Origin of the sequence: Streptomyces ficellus (genome assembly GCF_030406405.1) — a bacterium.
GTDB lineage: Bacteria > Actinomycetota > Actinomycetes > Streptomycetales > Streptomycetaceae > Streptomyces > Streptomyces ficellus_B.
Window position 1 is genome coordinate 337,141 of record NZ_JAUEPL010000001.1, and the last position, 19,677, is coordinate 356,817.

Sequence of the window (19,677 nt, forward strand, 5' to 3'; positions counted from 1 at the left end):
GAGCGATGACGTGTTCACTCAGGGCTGCAAACATCAGTTCCCCCCGTTCTGTTCCGTATCCTGTGCCCGCGCGTTCTCCGAGAGTTCGTCCGCGAGCAGTTCCAGCACGCTCCGTACACTCTCTCTACGAATTTCCGCGCGGTCGCCGTTCAATCGCAGTGCGGCGACTTTCCCCGCACCGAGGGCCCCGCCGGCCGGCCCGCAGACCGCCACGTACACCGTGCCCACGGGCTGCCCGTCCTGTGGTTCGGGCCCCGCGACACCCGTCGTCGCGATCCCCCATCCGGCCCCGAGCCGGATGCGCGCACCCGCCGCCATCTGCAGCGCGACCTCCGGATCGACGGCGCCGCGCCGCGCCAGCAGAGTCCCGTCGACGCCGAGCAGAACCTGCTTCAGGTCGGTCGCGTACGCCGTGACGGACCCCCGAAAAGATTGTGACGCGCCGGGCACGGAGGTCAACTCCGCCGCCACCAGACCACCCGTGAGGGACTCCGCGACAGCGACCGTCTGGTTACTCTCCGCAAGGAGCGCCAGGACCCGTTCCGCCGGATTCACCGTCCCGGCTCCGCTCCGGAGCGCTCGGCCCCCTCGGCACGGTCAGCAGCCGGAGCCCCATGGGCACCTTCCGCGGCCCCAGCCCCCCGCGCCCCCTCAGCACTACCAGCCCCATGGGCACCTTCCGCAGCCGCCCCCTGAGCCCCGTCAGCACCCGGAGCCCCTTCCGCATGCCGCGCACGCAGCGCACGCTGGGCCGCGAGCCCCCTGCGCCGCAGGACGACCGCCTGACGCACATAGTCGAGCCCGGTCACCACCGTCAGCACGACGGCCACCGCCATCACCCAGAAGCGCAGGGTGGCCAGCGGGCCGGTCAGCGCCAGCACGTACATCCCGACCGCCGTGCCCTGCGCGAGCGTCTTCATCTTGCCGCCGCGGCTGGCCGGAATGACCCCGTGCCGGATCACCCAGAAGCGCATCAGCGTGATCCCCAGCTCGCGGAAGAGGATCACCCCGGTCACCCACCACGGCAGGTCCCCGAGGACCGACAGACAGATCAGTCCGGCGGCCATGATGGCCTTGTCGGCGATGGGGTCGGCGATCTTCCCGAAGTCCGTGACCAGGTTGTACGCACGTGCCAGATGGCCGTCGAAGATGTCGGTGATCATGGCGACGGCGAACGCCGCCCACGCCCAGGCGCGCCAGGCCGGGTCGTACCCACCGTCCTGGAGCAGGAGCACCACGAAGGCCGGCACGAGCACCAGCCGGACCATGGTGAGGATGTTGGCGATGTTCCACAGGCTGGCCTGATTGACGGCCGCAGCGCCCAGCTTGCCGCCGGGCGCCGGCCTACCCGTACTCCCCGCGGCGGATGCCGGGACTCCGGTCATCTGCCCGCCTCCTCGAAACACTCCGCCACCAGGTCGACGCCCTCCGTGCCGACCACCTTGGCGGTGACCATCCGGCCGGGCCGAAGCCCCTCTGCGGTGGTGAAGACGACCTGGCCGTCCGTCTCGGGCGCCTGGTGCGCCGCCCGGCCCACCGCGCCGTCCCCGGCCGGGGAGTCGTCCACCGACTCGACCAGTACCTCCAGTGTCTCGCCGAGCCGCTCCTCCGCGCGCTGCGCGGTCAGCTCCTCGGCGAGCCGCGACAGATGCGCCAGGCGCTCGTCCACGATGTCCTGGTCGACCTTGTTCTCGTACGTGGCGGCCTCGGTGCCGTCCTCGTCCGAGTACCCGAAGACGCCGATGGCGTCGAGTCGGGCGTGGCTGATGAAGCGTTCGAGCTCGGCGAAGTCCTCCTCGCGCTCGCCGGGGAAGCCGACGATGAAGTTGGACCGCACACCGGCCTGGGGGGCCTTGCCGCGGATGGTGTCCAGCAGCTCCAGGAACCGGTCGGTGTCACCGAAGCGCCGCATGGAACGCAGCACGGTGGGCGCCGAGTGCTGGAACGACAGGTCGAAGTACGGCGCGACCTTCTCCGTCGAGGTCAGGACGTCGATGAGACCGGGCCGCATCTCGGCGGGCTGGAGGTAGCTGACGCGGACGCGCTCGATCCCGTCGACCGCCGCCAGCTCCGGCAGCAGGGTTTCCAGGAGACGGATGTCGCCGAGGTCCTTGCCGTACGAGGTGTTGTTCTCGGAGACCAGCATGATCTCCTTCACGCCCTGCTCGGCCAGCCAGCGGGTCTCCCCCAGGACGTCCGAAGGCCGCCGCGAGACGAATGAGCCGCGGAAGGACGGAATGGCGCAGAACGAGCAGCGCCGGTCGCAGCCGGAGGCGAGCTTCACCGAGGCGACCGGGCTGGTGTCGAGCCGGCGCCGCAGCGGGGCCCGCGGCCCGGACGCCGGAGCGACGCCCTCCGGGAGGTCGGCGGGCTGCCCGTGTCCGGGCAGGGCGACAGCCGTCTCCTGCCGCTCCACGGGGCTGAGCGGCAGCAGCTTGCGCCGGTCGCGCGGGGTGTGCGAGGCGTGGATGCCGCCGTTCAGGATGGTCTGGAGCCGGTCGGAGATGTCGGCGTAGTCGTCGAAGCCCAGCACCCCGTCGGCCTCGGGCAGCGCCTCGGCGAGCTCCTTGCCGTACCGCTCGGCCATGCAGCCGACCGCGACGACGGCCTGGGTCTTGCCGTGGTCCTTCAGATCGTTGGCTTCGAGCAGGGCATCGACGGAGTCCTTCTTGGCGGCCTCGACGAACCCACAGGTGTTGACGACCGCGACATCCGCGTCGGCGGCTTCCTCGACGAGCTCCCAGCCGTCCGCTGCCAAGCGGCCTGCGAGCTCCTCCGAGTCCACCTCGTTACGGGCGCAGCCAAGAGTGACAAGGGCGACGGTACGGCGTTCGGGCATGGACTCAAGACTACTTTGTCCCAGCCGCGCCCCCGCCGCTCAGGGGTGACCGGGCTCCCCCAGGCTCCGCCCGCCCGGGCTCCCCCCGGTCACCCCGGCCCGAAACCACCCGACCCGGTACTCCCCACGGCCCTCAGCCGACCTGCGGGTCGCCCTTGGCGTACGTCAGACGCTCGACCTGCCCGTCCTCGAACTCGTCCTCGATCTTCTTGCCGTTCACCACGAGCTCCATCGCCCCGGCGTTGCCGAGGATCACATCCAGCCGCTCGTCGTCCTGGAAGGTCTTGGAGTCGCCCTTCAGCAGCAGCCCGTCGTACAGCAGCTTGCCGTCGGCCGCCTTGGCCGAGATCCAGCTCTTGTCGTCGACCGCCGTGAGCTTCACGGTCACCTTGTCCTTGGGAGCGGCCGCGATGGCGCTCTCGGAGGGGGCCGGCGGCGGGGCGACCGCCTTGGGCGGCTTGGGCTTGGTGCTGGGCTTCTGGGCCGGAGCGGGGCCTTCGGCCACGTTGCTGGTCCGGGAACCGCCGGTGTCACCGCTGAACATGGTGAAGCCGACGAAGCCGATCACGGCGACGATCGCCGCGACCATGGCGGCGGTCCAGTTGGGCCGCCGCCGGTCCGGGCGGATGCGTTCCGCCTCGAACAGCGGCGCGGCGGGCGTCGGCGACGGGCGGCCGCCGCGCTCGGCGTCGTACAGGTCGACCAGGGCGGCGGGATCGAGCCCCACGGCACGCGCGAGCGTGCGGATGTGGCCACGCGCGTACACGTCGCCGCCGCACCGGGAGAAGTCGTCCTCCTCGATCGCGTGCACGATCGGGACGCGGACACGGGTGGAGGTGCTCACCTCCTCCACGGTCAGGCCCGCGTCGATACGCGCCTGCTGGAGCGCACGGCCGATCGAGGGCCGGTCGTCCTCGATGACCGAGGGTTCCGAGGGATCGGAGGGATCCGAGGACATCAAGGGGTCCGAGGGGGTCGAAGGCCGGTCGTCTTCGGGGGAGTTGCCGATGGACACGAGGGCGCCTTTCGAGCGTGTAACCACCTGCTGGAGGTTCAGTCTATGGGTGGTACGAAAGGGGGGAGCAACCGGACGGACGCACTTGTACGCCATCTGCATGGCCGTGCGCCCGGGGGACGGCACCACCATTTTCCGCGCTTCCCTCCAACTTGACGTACGCCGGAGGGAAACGGTTGCTCACAGTTCCCTAACGAGTCAGACTCCCGAACGACTCCTACGACTCCGCCTCCCCTCGGATGACGGCGAGTACGCCATCCAGCTCATCGGGCTTGACAAGGACGTCCCTCGCCTTGGACCCCTCGCTCGGCCCCACGATGTTCCGCGACTCCATCAGGTCCATCAGCCGGCCCGCCTTCGCGAAGCCGACGCGCAGCTTGCGCTGGAGCATCGACGTCGAGCCGAACTGTGTGGAGACCACCAGTTCGGCGGCCTGGCACAGCAGGTCGAGGTCGTCGCCGATGTCCTCGTCGATGTCCTTCTTCTGCTTCGTGCCCGTCGTGACGTCGTCCCGGAAGACCGGCGCCATCTGCTCCTTGCAGTGCCGTACGACCGCCTGGACCTCCTCCTCGGTCACGAAGGCGCCCTGCATACGGACCGGCTTGTTGGCGCCCATCGGCAGGAAGAGCCCGTCGCCCTTGCCGATGAGCTTCTCCGCGCCCGGCTGGTCGAGGATGACGCGGCTGTCGGCGAGCGAGGAGGTGGCGAAGGCCAGCCGCGACGGCACATTGGCCTTGATGAGACCGGTGACGACGTCGACCGACGGCCGCTGGGTGGCGAGCACCAGGTGGATGCCGGCGGCCCGGGCCAGCTGGGTGATGCGGACGATCGCGTCCTCCACGTCCCGTGGCGCGACCATCATCAGGTCGGCGAGCTCGTCGACGATGACCAAGAGGTACGGATAGGGCTGGAGTTCGCGTTCGCTGCCCTCCGGCGGCTTCACCTTGCCGCTGCGCACGGCGGCGTTGAAGTCGTCGATGTGCCGGTAGCCGTACGCCGCGAGGTCGTCGTACCGCAGGTCCATCTCGCGCACGACCCACTGGAGCGCCTCGGCGGCCCGCTTGGGGTTGGTGATGATCGGCGTGATCAGGTGCGGGATGCCCTCGTACGCGGTGAGCTCCACCCGCTTGGGGTCGACCAGCACCATCCGTACGTCCTCGGGGGTGGCTCTTATCATCACCGAGGTGATCAGGCAGTTGATGCAGGACGACTTGCCGGATCCGGTCGCACCGGCGACGAGCACATGCGGCATCTTCGCCAGATTGGCCATCACATAGCCGCCCTCGACGTCCTTGCCGAGCGCGACCAGCATCGGGTGGTCGTCCTCGGCGGCGGCCGCGAGGCGCAGCACATCGCCGAGCTTGACCATCTCCCGGTCGGTGTTGGGGATCTCGATGCCCACGGCCGACTTGCCGGGGATCGGCGAGATGATCCGTACGTCGGGACTGGCGACGGCGTACGCGATGTTCTTCGTCAGCGCCGTGATCCGCTCGACCTTCACGGCCGGGCCGAGCTCCACCTCGTACCGCGTGACCGTCGGACCGCGGGTGAAGCCGGTGACGGCCGCGTCGACCTTGAACTCCGAGAACACGGTCGTCAGGGCCGCGACGATGGCGTCATTGGCGGCGCTGCGGGTCTTGCCGGGCCCGCCGCGTTCCAGCAGGTCGAGCGAGGGCAGCGCGTAGGTGATGTCCCCGGAGAGCTGGAGCTGCTCGGCGCGCGGCGGCAGGGGCTGGGAGTCGTCGCGTACGGGCGCGGGCGCGGGCTTGGTCAGGTCCGGTACCAGCCCGCCCGTGCCGTGCCCTTCCCCGCCCCGCGCGGGCGGTACGGGCCCGCCGGCACCCCGAGGACCGGCCCCGGCGTCGCCCCCGGCCCCGGCCACGGCCCCGGCGGCAGCGCCGGCCGCCCGCTTCCGGTCCGCCGTGACGTCCCGCGTCAGGTCGGCCACCAGCGGCGAGGGCGGCATGCCGTTCAGCACGGCGCCGTCGAGCGCGGCGGCCGCGGCGGCGGCGACGTCCACCGCGTCCCTGGGCCGGTCGAAGTCGGGCTCCGGCGGCGCGCCGGCCGCCTTGCGGGGCCGCCTGCGCCTGGTGAGGGCCTCCTCCTCGGCGTCGGCCGGGTCGTATGACGCGTACGCCCCGGGCGCCGGCCCACGCCGCCGCGCCCCGGCGGGCAGCGCCTCCCGCCACTGCTGGTCGTACCGCTCGTCGTCCTCGCCGGGCCGGCGCTCGCCCCCGTACGTCTCGATGATGCCGAGCCGCGCGCCGAGCGCCCGCAGCCGCTGCGGGATGGCGTTGACGGGGGTCGCCGTGACGACGAGCAGCCCGAAGACGGTGAGCAGCACGAGCATCGGTACGGCGAGGACCTCGCCCATCATGAAGATCAGCGGCTTGGCGGCGGCCCAGCCGATCAGGCCGCCCGCGTCCCGCACCGCCTCGCTGCCCTGATCGCGCCCGGGCGAGCCGCACGCGACGTGCACCTGGCCGAGTACGCCGATGACGAGCGCGGAGAGCCCGATGACGATCCGCCCGTTGGCCTCGGGCTTCTCGGGGTGCAGGATCAGCCGGATGGCGATCGCCCCCACGAGGAGCGGTACGAGCAGGTCGAGCCGGCCGAACGCGCCGGTCACCAGCATCTCGACCAGGTCGCCGACCGGACCGCGGAGGTTGGCCCAGGTTCCGGCGGCGACGATCAGGGCGAGGCCGAGCAGGAGCAGGGCCAGGCCGTCCTTCCGGTGCGCCGGGTCGAGCCCCTTGGCGCCGCGCCCTATGCCGCGAAACATCGCGCCGACCGCGTGCGCGAGACCCAGCCACAGGGCGCGTACGAGCCGGTACACGCCTGCGGTGGGCGACGGTGCGGGTTTGACTGCCGCCCTCTTCGCCGCCGCCCTCTTCACGGGCTTGCCGGCCCTGGCGGGCGCGGGCTTCTTCGCGGGCGCGCTCTTCCTGGCGGGCTTCCTCGGCGCCGCCTTCTTCCCGGCGCCGGCGCCCGTTGTACGGCCGGCGGGCGGCTTCGCGGTGCCCGCCGTGCCGTGGGAACCCTTGCCGGACGTACGTGAGGCCATGGTGGTGAGGTTACCGGTGTGTGGCGCGGTGGACACGTGTGCCTACTGCTTCACCCGTTCGTGTCGCCCTGACCATAACCGGAAGCTGACGCCGGTGCCATCACCCGAAGGTGACGACCACTCATTTCCGACGGTCCGTCGGTTCCGCCCGCCGGCGTTCCGCCGGCGTCAGTTCTGCGCGGGCAGCGTGGGTGAGCCGCCTCCGGTGCCCGGCTCCAGCGCGTCCAGCGCCCTGCGCAGCCCGGTGAGCTTGCGCTCCAGGTGCGCGGCGGTGGCGACGGCCGCGGCGTCCGCCGAGTCGTCGTCCAGCTGTTTGGAGAGCGCCTCGGCCTGCTCCTCAACTGCCGCGAGCCGGGCGGACAGTTCCGCCAGGAGGCCGGCGGACTCCTTGACCGTACCGCCCTGGCCGGCGCCGCCTTCGAGCTGGAGCCGCAGCAGCGCGGCCTGCTCGCGCAGCTGGCAGTTCTTCATGTACAGCTCGACGAAGACCGAGACCTTGGCACGCAGGACCCACGGGTCGAACGGCTTGGAGATGTAGTCGACGGCCCCCGCCGCGTACCCCCGGAAGGTGTGGTGCGGGCCGTGGTTGATCGCGGTCAGGAAGATGATCGGGATGTCCCGTGTCCGTTCCCGACGCTTGATGTGCGCGGCGGTCTCGAAACCGTCCATACCTGGCATCTGGACGTCCAGCAGAATGACCGCGAAGTCGTCCGTCAGCAGCGCCTTGAGCGCTTCCTCCCCTGACGATGCCCGCACCAGCGTCTGATCGAGCGCAGAGAGGATGGCCTCCAGCGCCAGCAGATTCTCCGGTCGGTCATCGACCAGGAGGATCTTGGCCTTCTGCACCATGGCCCGTCCTCCTCGCCCCGGCAGTTGGCCGGGCGCCGCCCCAGGGGACGACTCCCTTGCGCCGTCCGTCCTTGTGCCGGTCATGGTAGCCGCACCCCGCCTGTCGCCACACCCTGTCACCGCGATGTCACTGTGCACGTAGCAAGAAACGCGCTGGGAGACCAGAAGGTTCCCCGAATACCGCCGTCTCACACGCTTTCGACCACAGTCCGTCAACAACTCGCCAGGATACGTACCGCCTCCGCTCACTCTCCGCGCATCCATTGATCCATAACGGACAGCAAATGATCCGGATCCACCGGCTTCGTAACGTAATCGGAAGCGCCGGATTCGATGGCCTTCTCCCGGTCGCCCTTCATCGCCTTCGCGGTGAGCGCGATGATCGGCAGCCCGGCGAACTGCGGCATGCGGCGGATCGCCGTCGTCGTCGCATAGCCGTCCATCTCAGGCATCATGATGTCCATCAGTACGACCGTCACATCGTCGTGCTGTTCCAGGACTTCGATGCCCTCGCGGCCGTTCTCCGCGTACAGCACGGACAGCCCGTGCTGCTCCAGCACGCTGGTGAGCGCGAAGACGTTACGGATGTCGTCGTCGACGATCAGCACCTTCTCGCCGCTGAACTCGAAGCTGCGCGCGGGCTCGTGCGCCTCCTGCCCGGCCGCGCCCCACGCCTCGCCGGGAGACCCGAAAGACCCGGAAGAAGCCGGCGACCCGGACGACCCGGACGAGGGAGCCCCGGAGGAGCCCGGCGACGCCACGGGCCCGACCGGCTGGACGGGCAGCGTGGGCAGCTGCTCCACCCCGCTCAGCGCCCGGCGCCGGTGTCGGAACAGGGCGCCCGCACCGGAGCGCCGCTCGGCGGCAGGGCTCGCGGCCGACTGCCCGGGCCCCTCCAGGGTGCCGTCCTCGGCGCCGCCGTGCCGGGGGTCGGCCGAGCCGGGAGCCTGGCCATAGCCCTGCGGCGGCAGCTCGGTCGGGTGCAGCGGCAGGTACAGCGTGAAGGTGGAGCCACGGCCGGGCTCGCTCGCCGCGTGGATCTCGCCGCCCAGCAGCCGGGCGATCTCCCGGCTGATCGACAGCCCCAGTCCCGTACCCCCGTACTTGCGGCTGGTCGTGCCGTCCGCCTGCTTGAACGCCTCGAAGATCACCCGCATCTTGCTGGCCGCGATGCCGATACCGGTGTCCGTCACCGAGAAGGCGATCAGGTCACCGTCCGGGTCGCGCAGCGAACCCGCCTCCAGCAGCTGCTCCCGGATCGACTGCGGTACGTCCGCCTTGGCCGGCCTGATCACCAGCTCCACCGCCCCGCTGTCGGTGAACTTCACCGCGTTCGACAGCAGGTTGCGCAGCACCTGGAGCAGCCGCTGCTCGTCGGTGTGCAGCGTGGCGGGCAGTTCCGGCGAGACCCGCACCGAGAAGTCGAGGCCCTTCTCCGCCGTCAGCGGCCGGAACGTCGCCTCCACGTAGTCCACGAGCTGGACCAGCGCGATACGGGTCGGGCTGACGTCCATCTTGCCCGCCTCGACCTTCGACAGGTCCAGGATGTCGTTGATCAGCTGGAGCAGGTCCGACCCGGCCCCGTGGATGGTCTCGGCGAACTCCACCTGCTTCGGCGACAGGTTGCCGTCCGCGTTGTCCGCGAGCAGCTTGGCCAGGATGAGCAGCGAGTTCAGCGGCGTACGCAGCTCGTGCGACATGTTCGCCAGGAACTCGGACTTGTAGCGCATGGAGACGGCGAGCTGCTCGGCCCGCTCCTCCAGCACCTGCCGGGCCTCCTCGATCTCGGTGTTCTTCACCTCGATGTCGCGGTTCTGCTGCGCCAGCAGCTCGGCCTTCTCCTCCAGTTCGGCGTTGGAGTCCTGAAGTGCCTTCTGGCGGCTCTCCAGTTCGGCCGAGCGCTCGCGCAGCTGCTCGGTCAGCTCCTGCGACTGCTTCAGCAGCACCTCGGTCTTGGTGTTGACGCTGATGGTGTTGACGCTCGTCGCGATCATCTCGGCGATCTGGTTGAGGAAGTCGCGCTGGATCTGCGTGAAGGGCTGGAAGGACGCCAGCTCGATCACACCGAGGACCTTCCCCTCGAAGAGCACCGGCAGCACGATCACATACGCGGGCGCCGCCTCACCCAGCCCCGAGGAGATCTTCAGGTAGCCCGGCGGGACATTGACCTGGATGGTCCGCTTCTCCTCGGCCGCCGTACCGATCAGCGTCTCGCCCGGCCGGAAGGAGGTGGGCATCGACCCGGACGAGTAGCCGTAGCTGCCGCGCATGACGAGCTCGTACGAGCCGTCCTCGTCCGCCCCGATCTCGTTGCCGCCACCGGTCGGCATCGCCAGGAAGAACGCGCCGTGCTGCGCCGAGACGACCGGCGTCAGCTCGCTCATGATCAGCGAGGCGACGTCGTCCAGGTCGCGCCGGCCCTGCATCAGACCGGAGATACGGGCCAGGTTGCCCTTGAGCCAGTCCTGCTCCTCGTTGGCGAGGGTGGTGTCGCGGAGGTTGGCGATCATCGTGTTGATGTTGTCCTGGAGGACCTGGATCTCGCCCGCCGCGTCCACGTCGATCTTCAGGTTGAGGTCGCCGCGGGTCACCGCCGTGGCGACGGCCGCGATCGCGCGCACCTGCCGGGTCAGGTTCCCGGCCATCTCGTTCACCGACTCGGTCAGGTCGCGCCACGTTCCGTCGACGTCACGGACGCGCGCCTGGCCGCCCAGGATGCCTTCCGTGCCCACCTCGCGGGCGACCCGGGTGACCTCCTCGGCGAACGAGGACAGCTGGTCGACCATCGTGTTGATGGTGTTCTTCAGCTCCTGGATCTCACCGCGGGCATCGATGTCGATCTTCTTGGTGAGGTCGCCCTTGGCGATGGCGGTGGTGACCGTGGCGATCTGGCGCACCTGACCGGTCAGGTTGGACGCCATCGAGTTCACCGACTCGGTCAGGTCCTTCCACGTACCGGAGACGCCGGGCACCCGGGCCTGGCCGCCCAGCTCGCCCTCCGTGCCCACCTCACGCGCGACTCGCGTCACCTCGTCGGCGAACGAGGACAGGGTGGTCACCATGGTGTTGACGGTGTCGGCGAGCTCGGCGACCTCGCCGCGCGCCTCGACGGTCACCTTCTTGGTCAGGTCGCCGTTGGCGACGGCCGACGACACCCGCGAGATGTTCCGCACCTGCGAGGTCAGGTTGTTGGCCATCACGTTGACGTTGTCGCTCAGGTCCTTCCAGATGCCGGTGACGCCCCGCACCCGGGCCTGGCCGCCGAGGATGCCTTCCGTACCCACCTCGCGGGCGACTCGCGTCACCTCGTCGGCGAAGTTGGAGAGCTGGTCGACCATCGTGTTGACGGTGGTCACCAGGTCGAGGATCTCACCGCGCGCGTCGACGGTGATCTTCTTGGACAGGTCGCCCTTGGCCACGGCCGTGGTCACCTCGGCGATGTTGCGCACCTGGGAGGTGAGGTTGTTCGCCATGGAGTTCACGGACTGGGTGAGGTCCTTCCAGGTGCCGGAGACACCCTGCACCTCGGCCTGGCCGCCGAGGATGCCCTCGGTGCCCACCTCGCGCGCGACCCGGGTCACCTGCTCGGCGAAGTTCGACAGCTGGTCCACCATCGTGTTGAGGGTGTTCTTCAGCTCCAGGATCTCGCCCCGGGCGTCCACGTCGATCTTCTGCGACAGGTCACCGCGCGCCACCGCCGTGGCCACCTGCGCGATGTTGCGGACCTGGGCGGTCAGGTTCCCCGCCATGCCGTTCACCGAATCCGTCAGGTCGCGCCACACGCCGGCGACGCCGGGCACCTGCGCCTGACCGCCGAGCCGCCCGTCGGTGCCCACCTCGCGGGCCACCCGGGTCACCTGCTCCGCGAACGCGGACAGCTGGTCGACCATCGTGTTGATGGTGTTCTTCAGCTCCAGGATCTCGCCCCGGGCGTCCACGTCGATCTTCTGCGACAGGTCACCGCGCGCCACCGCCGTCGTCACCTGGGCGATCTGACGCACCTGCGAGGTGAGGTTCCCGGCCATGAAGTTGACGGAGTCGGTGAGCTCCTTCCACGTACCCGAGACACCGGGCACCCGGGCCTGGCCGCCGAGCCGGCCTTCCGTGCCCACGTCCCGCGCCATCCGCGTCACCTGGTCGGCGAACGACGACAGCTGCGCCACCATCGTGTTGACGGTGTTCTTCAGCTCCAGCATCTCGCCGGCCACATCGACCGTGACCTTCTGCGACAGGTCACCGTTCGCGACCGCCGTCGTCACCTGCGCGATGTCCCGCACCTGTCCGGTCAGGTTCCGGAAGGCGGTGTTCACCGAGTCGGTCAGGTCCTTCCACGTCCCCGCCGCACCCGGCACCTCGGCCTGGCCGCCGAGCCGGCCCTCGACGCCGACCTCCCGGGCCACCCGCGTCACCTCGGAACCGAACGCCGAGAGCTGGTCCACCATCGTGTTGACGGTGTTCTTCAGCTCCAGCATCTCGCCGGCCACATCGACCGTGACCTTCTGCGACAGGTCACCATTGGCGACCGCCGTCGTCACCTGCGCGATGTCCCGTACCTGGGTGGTGAGGTTACGGAAAACGGTGTTGACCGAGTCGGTCAGGTCCTTCCACGTCCCGGCCGCGCCCGGCACCTGCGCCTGGCCGCCGAGCAGCCCCTCGGCACCGACCTCGCTCGCCACCCGCGTCACCTCGTCGGCGAACGTACGCAGCGTCTCGGTCATCTGGTTGATCGTGTCGGCGAGCTGCGCCACCTCGCCCCGCGCGCTCACCGTGACCTTCTGCGAGAGGTCGCCGTTCGCGACGGCCGTCGTCACCTCGGCGATGCCCCGCACCTGCGAGGTCAGATTCCCCGCCATCGTGTTGACGGAGTCGGTCAGGTCCTTCCACACACCGGCCACACCCGGCACCTCGGCCTGACCGCCGAGCTCGCCCTCCGTACCCACCTCACGCGCGACGCGGGTCACCTCGGAGGAGAACGACGACAGCTGGTCGACCATCGTGTTGACGGTGTTCTTCAGCTGGAGCATCTCGCCGGCCACATGGACGGTGACCTTCCGCGACAGATCACCCTTGGCGACCGCCGTCGTGACGAGAGCAATATCACGTACCTGAGCGGTCAGCCGGTACGCCATGGTGTTGACCGAATCCGTGAGATCTTTCCACGAACCGGACATACCGCGCACCTGTGCCTGGCCGCCGAGCTTGCCCTCGGTACCGACCTCCAGCGCGACCCGCGTCACCTCGTCGGTGAACGCCGACAGCTGATCGACAAGGTTGTTCACCGTCCGGGCGACCTTCAGGAACTCGCCCCGCAATGGCCGCGCCGACCCGTCGGCACCCTCCGAACGCAACTCCATCCGCTGGTCGAGGTCACCCTCCGCGACCGCGGACAGCACCCGCCCGACCTCGGAGACCGGCCGGGTCATGTCGTCCACCAGCGCGTTCGCGGCCTCGATCGCCTGCGCCCACGCGCCCTCGCTGGCCCCGACTTCCAGCCGCTCCGACAGCTTCCCCTCGCGCCCGACCATGCGCCGGACCCGGGAGAGTTCCCCGGTCAGATGCAGTTTCCGGTCGGCGACCTCATTGAAGACGGCCGCGATCTCCGCCATCACGCCGTCGCCCGTCACGGTGAGGCGCTTGCGGAAATTGCCGTCCCGCATCGACACCAGGGCCGCCAGCAGCCGCTCAAGGGCAGCGGCGTCCACCTCGACGGTCCCGCCGTTCCGGGGCCGTCCGCCCTTCGCGCGCGTGCTACCGCCCCGCGCCGTCACGCCAGACTCCACCGTGTCCCTCCCGCAAGGGTTGACCGTACTGCTCGGGCATTGCCGCTCCCACTGCCGATGGAAGCCCTCCCAGTGTTTCACCACGACAGAACCAGGCCATAACAGTTCGGCAGCTTCGCATAACGTCCCCGCCCTCGGGAGACGGAAACTGCGGTGACCACCATCCGCCCGGACAGCGAAGGTAAGTAACCTGGCATCCGGCTGTCCAACCGCCCCGGTCCGCCCGGCGGGGGCGGAGTGGCACGCAGCAGACCACCGGGCACCGGGGAGGGGCAGGGCCGATCATGGCAGAGCCGGGCGTCGAGACGCGTACGAGGAGTTCTGTGATCACCGCTCGGGCGGCCGCCACCTTCGAACCCGTGGGACGGTCCGTGGCGACCGCCCGGGCCTTCGTCCGGGACACCCTCCAGGGCTGGGGGTACACCGATGTCGTCGACGACGCGGTGGTGCTGACCAGCGAACTCGTCACCAACGCCGTCATCCACGCCGGCACCGCCGCCGACGTCCTTTGCCTGCGCACGGAGAACGGCGTACGCATCGAGGTCGCCGACCGCTACCCCGAGCGCGAGGTCCCCCTCCAGGGCAGCGGCCGCTTCGACACCAGCCCCGACCGCGAGAACGGCCGCGGACTGCTCCTGTGCGCCGCCCTCGCCTCCCGCTGGGGCGTGGACTACTCCCCCACCCGCAAACACGTCTGGTTCCAGCTCGACCTGCCCGAGCGCCCCGTCGGCACCCGCTCCGCCGGGCCGGTCCTGCCCACCGACCTCCTGCCCGTCGCCGACGAGCGGGTCCGCGTCGCCGTCACCCAGATCGACCGCAACGGCACGATCACCGCCTGGAACGAAGACGCCGAGCACCTCTTCGGGTACGCCGCCGACCAGGTCATCGGCAAGCCACTGGGGGACTTCGCCGCCTGGCCCCACACCCCCGGCATCGGCACCGGCATCGCCGAGGCCCTGCGCCTCTCCCGCTGGGAGGGCAGCTACGGCATCCGCGGCACCGACGGCCGCGTCATCCCCGTCTACGCCTCCCACCTGCGCGTCCGCGACACCAACGGCGAACCGTCCACCGTCTGTCTCCTCGTACGGGACTACGAACGCGCCATCCTCCAGTCCCCGCCCCGCACCCCCGTCGACTCCAGCAAGGAGAGCCGCAGCAGCGACCCGTTCGAGGTCTTCATCGGCTCCCCCGCCCCCGACGACCTCGACGGCCTCCTCCAGCGCACCGTCGAGCGGGCCCGCGACATGCTGGACGGCGACGCCGCCTTCCTCCTCCTGGCCACCGACGACGAGACGGAGCTGGAGGTGCGGGCCACCACAGGGCTTCCCTCCGCCCGCCAGCGCTTCGCGCGCGTCCCCGTCGAGGCCGCCGGCACCGGCCGCTACTCCTCCGCCCGCATGCCCGCCGTGCACGAGGACCTGGCCGCCGTCCCCGGCGCCGTCCCGCTCCTCAACGGCACCGGCATGCGCTCGGTGGTCACGGTCCCGCTCAAGGTCGAGGGCCGCCTCACCGGCTCCCTCGGCGTCGCCGCCGAAGCCGCCGGCCGGTACTCGAACGAGGAAGCCCTCCGCCTCCAGTTCGCCGCCGACCGCATCGCCCTGGCCGTCGAGTCCGCCCGCCTCGGCGAGCTCGAACGCCTCCGCCGCGGCTCCCTCAGCTTCCTCGTCGAGGCCTCCGACCTGCTCGCCGGCACACTGGACCGCGACCAGACCCTGGCGCTGATGGCCCAGATGACCGTCCCCACGCTCGCCACCTGGTGCGCCGTCTACACGATCGCCGACCCGACCTCGGAGCCGTACCTCTCCTACGTCCTGCACGAGGACGAGGAGCGCATCGACGGCCTCAAGGCCCTCCTGTCGAAGATCGCCCCGCCCGAGCCCGTCCCGTCCCCCGGCGCCCGCGTCTGGACCGCCCCGGCCGACGCCGCCCACCAGGCGGCCCTGCGCACCTCCATGCGCGAACTGGGCCTCGGCTCCTCACCGCTGTCCTCCGGGATCGGTACGACGCTGGCGACGGCCGCCGCGGTCGGCGGCGAGACCGTCGTCCTCCCCCTGGTCGCCCGCAACCGCGTCATCGGCATGCTGACCCTGGGCAAGCCCTCCGACGACCATTTCCGCCAGGAGATCCTGGAGCTGGCCGAGGACCTCTCCCGCCGGGCCGCCCTCGCCCTGGACAACGCCCGCCTGTACTCGGAGCGCATGGCCATCAGCCAGTCCCTCCAGCGCAGCCTGCTGCCCCCGGGGCTCCCCCAGATCCCCGGCGTCGAGGTGGACGTCATCTACCGCGCCGCCGGCGAGGGCAACGAGGTGGGCGGCGACTTCTACGACCTCTTCCCGATCCACGACAACGCGTACGGCTTCGCCATCGGCGACGTCTGCGGTACGGGCCCGGAAGCCGCGGCCGTCACGGGCCTGGCCCGCCACGCCCTGCGCCTGCTGGCCCGTGAGGGATTCGGCGGCCCTGCGGTGCTGGAGCGCCTGAACGCCGCGATCCTCGACGAGGGCGCCCGCTCCCGCTTCCTCACGCTCCTGTACGGCGAGCTGTGGCCCCAGGAGGACGGCAGCGCCGTGCTGAAAGTGGTCTGCGCCGGCCACCCGCTCCCGCTCCGCCTGCGCCAGGACGGCACGGTGGAGCCGGCTGCGGACCCGCAGCCGCTGCTCGGCGTGATGGACGACCTGGAGCTGTACGAGCAGACCGTCACCCTCGACCCGGGGGACGTCCTCCTCTGCGTCACCGACGGCGTTACCGAGCGCCGCGAGGGCCCCCGCATGCTCGGCGACGACGGCCTCGCCGAGGTCCTCACCACCTGTACGGGCCTCACGGCCGGCGCGGTCACCGCCCGCGTCATGCGCGCCGTCGAACGCTTCGCCGCGGAACCGGCGTCGGACGACATGGCCATCCTGGCGATGCGCGTCCCGGAGCCGCACCACGACTGAACATGCAGAAGGCCCCCGCCACTTGGGCGGGGGCCTTCTGCATTCTCTGAGCCCCCAAACGGAATCGAACCGTTGACCTTCTCCTTACCATGGAGACGCTCTGCCGACTGAGCTATAGGGGCCGGCTTGCCGCTTCGGGGTTTCCCCTCGGCAACGGGATAGATCATACCCCGAACAGCCGGATACGCCTAACCGACGATGCCCCGTGCAATCCCCTGTGCTCGCACGGCACCTGATACTCCATCACATGACCGGCCCGAACGCAGGAGCCCCAACGCAGAAATGCCTCAGCCCCGCACCATTACTGGTGCGGGGCTGAGGCTAATGATTGTTCGGCGGTGTCCTACTCTCCCACAGGGTCCCCCCTGCAGTACCATCGGCGCTGAAAGGCTTAGCTTCCGGGTTCGGAATGTAACCGGGCGTTTCCCTAACGCTATGACCACCGAAACACTATAAAGCAGAACTCAACCAGCAAAGGGAGTTCGTTACTTCAGAACTAACACAGTGGACGCGAGCAACTGAGGACAAGCCCTCGGCCTATTAGTACCGGTCAACTCCACCCATTACTGGGCTTCCATATCCGGCCTATCAACCCAGTCGTCTACTGGGAGCCTTACCCTCTCAAGGAGGTGGGAATACTCATCTCGAAGCAGGCTTCCCGCTTAGATGCTTTCAGCGGTTATCCCTCCCGAACGTAGCCAACCAGCCATGCCCTTGGCAGAACAACTGGCACACCAGAGGTTCGTCCGTCCCGGTCCTCTCGTACTAGGGACAGCCCTTCTCAATATTCCTACGCGCACAGCGGATAGGGACCGAACTGTCTCACGACGTTCTAAACCCAGCTCGCGTACCGCTTTAATGGGCGAACAGCCCAACCCTTGGGACCGACTCCAGCCCCAGGATGCGACGAGCCGACATCGAGGTGCCAAACCATCCCGTCGATATGGACTCTTGGGGAAGATCAGCCTGTTATCCCCGGGGTACCTTTTATCCGTTGAGCGACGGCGCTTCCACAAGCCACCGCCGGATCACTAGTCCCGACTTTCGTCCCTGCTCGACCCGTCGGTCTCACAGTCAAGCTCCCTTGTGCACTTACACTCAACACCTGATTGCCAACCAGGCTGAGGGAACCTTTGGGCGCCTCCGTTACTCTTTAGGAGGCAACCGCCCCAGTTAAACTACCCATCAGACACTGTCCCTGATCCGGATCACGGACCCAGGTTAGACATCCAGCACGACCAGAGTGGTATTTCAACGACGACTCCACCTGAACTGGCGTCCAAGCTTCACAGTCTCCCACCTATCCTACACAAGCCGAACCGAACACCAATATCAAACTGTAGTAAAGGTCCCGGGGTCTTTCCGTCCTGCTGCGCGAAACGAGCATCTTTACTCGTAGTGCAATTTCACCGGGCCTATGGTTGAGACAGTCGAGAAGTCGTTACGCCATTCGTGCAGGTCGGAACTTACCCGACAAGGAATTTCGCTACCTTAGGATGGTTATAGTTACCACCGCCGTTTACTGGCGCTTAAGTTCTCAGCTTCGCCCCACCGAAATGGAGCTAACCGGTCCCCTTAACGTTCCAGCACCGGGCAGGCGTCAGTCCGTATACATCGCCTTACGGCTTCGCACGGACCTGTGTTTTTAGTAAACAGTCGCTTCTCGCTGGTCTCTGCGGCCACCCCCAGCTCAGAGTGTAAAACTCATCACCGGTGATGGCCCCCCTTCTCCCGAAGTTACGGGGGCATTTTGCCGAGTTCCTTAACCATAGTTCACCCGAACGCCTCGGTATTCTCTACCTGACCACCTGAGTCGGTTTAGGGTACGGGCCGCCATGAAACTCGCTAGAGGCTTTTCTCGACAGCATAGGATCATCCACTTCACCACAATCGGCTCGGCATCAGGTCTCAGCCTTATGTGTGACGGATTTGCCTATCACACGGCCTACACCCTTACCCCGGGACAACCACCGCCCGGGCTGGACTACCTTCCTGCGTCACCCCATCGCTTACCTACTACCACCTTGGGCCGGCGGCTCCACCACTCCCCTTTGCCCGAAGGCTCCAGGGCGGCTTCACGGCCTTAGCATTAATGGATTCGATACTGGGCGTTTCAAAGCGGGTACCGGAATATCAACCGGTTGTCCATCGACTACGCCTGTCGGCCTCGCCTTAGGTCCCGACTTACCCTGGGCAGATCAGCTTGACCCAGGAACCCTTAGTCAATCGGCGCACACGTTTCTCACGTGTGTATCGCTACTCATGCCTGCATTCTCACTCGTGAACCGTCCACAACTCGCTTCCGCGGCTGCTTCACCCGGCACACGACGCTCCCCTACCCATCACAGTCCCCGTTGGGGGTATGTACTGCAATGACACGACTTCGGCGGTACGCTTGAGCCCCGCTACATTGTCGGCGCGGAATCACTTGACCAGTGAGCTATTACGCACTCTTTCAAGGGTGGCTGCTTCTAAGCCAACCTCCTGGTTGTCTCTGCGACTCCACATCCTTTCCCACTTAGCGTACGCTTAGGGGCCTTAGTCGATGCTCTGGGCTGTTTCCCTCTCGACCATGGAGCTTATCCCCCACAGTCTCACTGCCGCGCTCTCACTTACCGGCATTCGGAGTTTGGCTAAGGTCAGTAACCCGGTAGGGCCCATCGCCTATCCAGTGCTCTACCTCCGGCAAGAAACACACGACGCTGCACCTAAATGCATTTCGGGGAGAACCAGCTATCACGGAGTTTGATTGGCCTTTCACCCCTAACCACAGGTCATCCCCCAGGTTTTCAACCCTGGTGGGTTCGGTCCTCCACGAAGTCTTACCTCCGCTTCAACCTGCCCATGGCTAGATCACTCCGCTTCGGGTCTTGAGCGCGCTACTAAACCGCCCTGTTCGGACTCGCTTTCGCTACGGCTTCCCCACACGGGTTAACCTCGCAACACACCGCAAACTCGCAGGCTCATTCTTCAAAAGGCACGCAGTCACGACGCAAGGACAAGTCCTTGCGCGACGCTCCCACGGCTTGTAGGCACACGGTTTCAGGTACTATTTCACTCCGCTCCCGCGGTACTTTTCACCATTCCCTCACGGTACTATCCGCTATCGGTCACCAGGGAATATTTAGGCTTAGCGGGTGGTCCCGCCAGATTCACACGGGATTTCTCGGGCCCCGTGCTACTTGGGTGTCTCT

8 protein-coding genes, 1 tRNA gene and 2 rRNA genes are annotated in these 19,677 nt (G+C 68.3%); 1 reads left to right on the forward strand and 10 read right to left on the reverse strand.

Annotation, left to right across the window (positions count from 1 at the left end):
- Window positions 1-33: 33 nt before the first annotated feature.
- The 7 genes from QWM81_RS01450 to QWM81_RS01480 form a co-directional block, all read right to left on the reverse strand.
- Entirely contained in the window at window positions 34-555 is a 522-nt protein-coding gene (locus tag QWM81_RS01450; RefSeq protein ID WP_290109517.1) for a CinA family protein, read from the reverse strand.
- Window positions 552-1,385, reverse strand: a complete 834-nt coding sequence (gene pgsA / locus QWM81_RS01455) for a CDP-diacylglycerol--glycerol-3-phosphate 3-phosphatidyltransferase (protein WP_290109518.1) — start codon at window positions 1,383-1,385, stop codon at window positions 552-554. The genes QWM81_RS01450 and pgsA overlap by 4 nt, the downstream gene beginning before the upstream one ends.
- The gene (rimO, locus tag QWM81_RS01460) at window positions 1,382-2,839 is read right to left on the reverse strand and encodes a 30S ribosomal protein S12 methylthiotransferase RimO (RefSeq protein WP_290109519.1); all 1,458 of its coding nucleotides are present in this window, start codon (window positions 2,837-2,839) and stop codon (window positions 1,382-1,384) included. Before rimO ends, pgsA begins: the two co-directional genes overlap by 4 nt.
- Window positions 2,840-2,972: 133 nt before the next feature.
- Window positions 2,973-3,854, reverse strand: a complete 882-nt coding sequence (locus tag QWM81_RS01465) for a helix-turn-helix domain-containing protein (protein ID WP_435372304.1) — start codon at window positions 3,852-3,854, stop codon at window positions 2,973-2,975.
- A gap of 217 nt (window positions 3,855-4,071) precedes the next feature.
- Window positions 4,072-6,918, reverse strand: coding sequence for a DNA translocase FtsK (locus tag QWM81_RS01470; protein WP_290109523.1), 2,847 nt, complete (start codon window positions 6,916-6,918; stop codon window positions 4,072-4,074).
- A 168-nt stretch (window positions 6,919-7,086) separates the two neighbouring features.
- Entirely contained in the window at window positions 7,087-7,767 is a 681-nt protein-coding gene (locus QWM81_RS01475) for a response regulator (RefSeq protein ID WP_290109524.1), read from the reverse strand.
- A gap of 245 nt (window positions 7,768-8,012) precedes the next feature.
- Entirely contained in the window at window positions 8,013-13,547 is a 5,535-nt protein-coding gene (locus QWM81_RS01480) for a HAMP domain-containing protein (protein WP_290109525.1), read from the reverse strand.
- Between the two features lie 284 nt (window positions 13,548-13,831).
- On the opposite strand from QWM81_RS01480, the gene QWM81_RS01485 reads away from it, so the two are divergent.
- Window positions 13,832-16,483, forward strand: a complete 2,652-nt coding sequence (locus tag QWM81_RS01485; protein WP_290109526.1) for a SpoIIE family protein phosphatase — start codon at window positions 13,832-13,834, stop codon at window positions 16,481-16,483.
- 49 nt (window positions 16,484-16,532) lie between these two features.
- Here the strand turns inward: QWM81_RS01485 and QWM81_RS01490 are convergent.
- The 3 genes from QWM81_RS01490 to QWM81_RS01500 form a co-directional block, all read right to left on the reverse strand.
- A tRNA-Thr gene (locus tag QWM81_RS01490) sits at window positions 16,533-16,605 on the reverse strand.
- Window positions 16,606-16,813: 208 nt separating this feature from the next.
- Window positions 16,814-16,930 (reverse strand): 5S ribosomal RNA (gene rrf, locus QWM81_RS01495).
- Between the two features lie 73 nt (window positions 16,931-17,003).
- A 23S ribosomal RNA gene (locus QWM81_RS01500) occupies window positions 17,004-19,677 on the reverse strand; the annotation flags it as partial.

Bases quoted from the DNA above. Each gene is read 5' to 3' on its own strand.
- rimO (WP_290109519.1), bottom strand. From the start codon at position 2,839: ATGCCCGAACGCCGTACCGTCGCCCTTGTCACTCTTGGCTGCGCCCGT.
- QWM81_RS01470 (WP_290109523.1), bottom strand. From the start codon at position 6,918: ATGGCCTCACGTACGTCCGGCAAGGGTTCCCACGGCACGGCGGGCACC.
- pgsA (WP_290109518.1), bottom strand. From the start codon at position 1,385: ATGACCGGAGTCCCGGCATCCGCCGCGGGGAGTACGGGTAGGCCGGCG.
- QWM81_RS01475 (WP_290109524.1), bottom strand. From the start codon at position 7,767: ATGGTGCAGAAGGCCAAGATCCTCCTGGTCGATGACCGACCGGAGAAT.
- QWM81_RS01485 (WP_290109526.1), top strand. From the start codon at position 13,832: ATGGCAGAGCCGGGCGTCGAGACGCGTACGAGGAGTTCTGTGATCACC.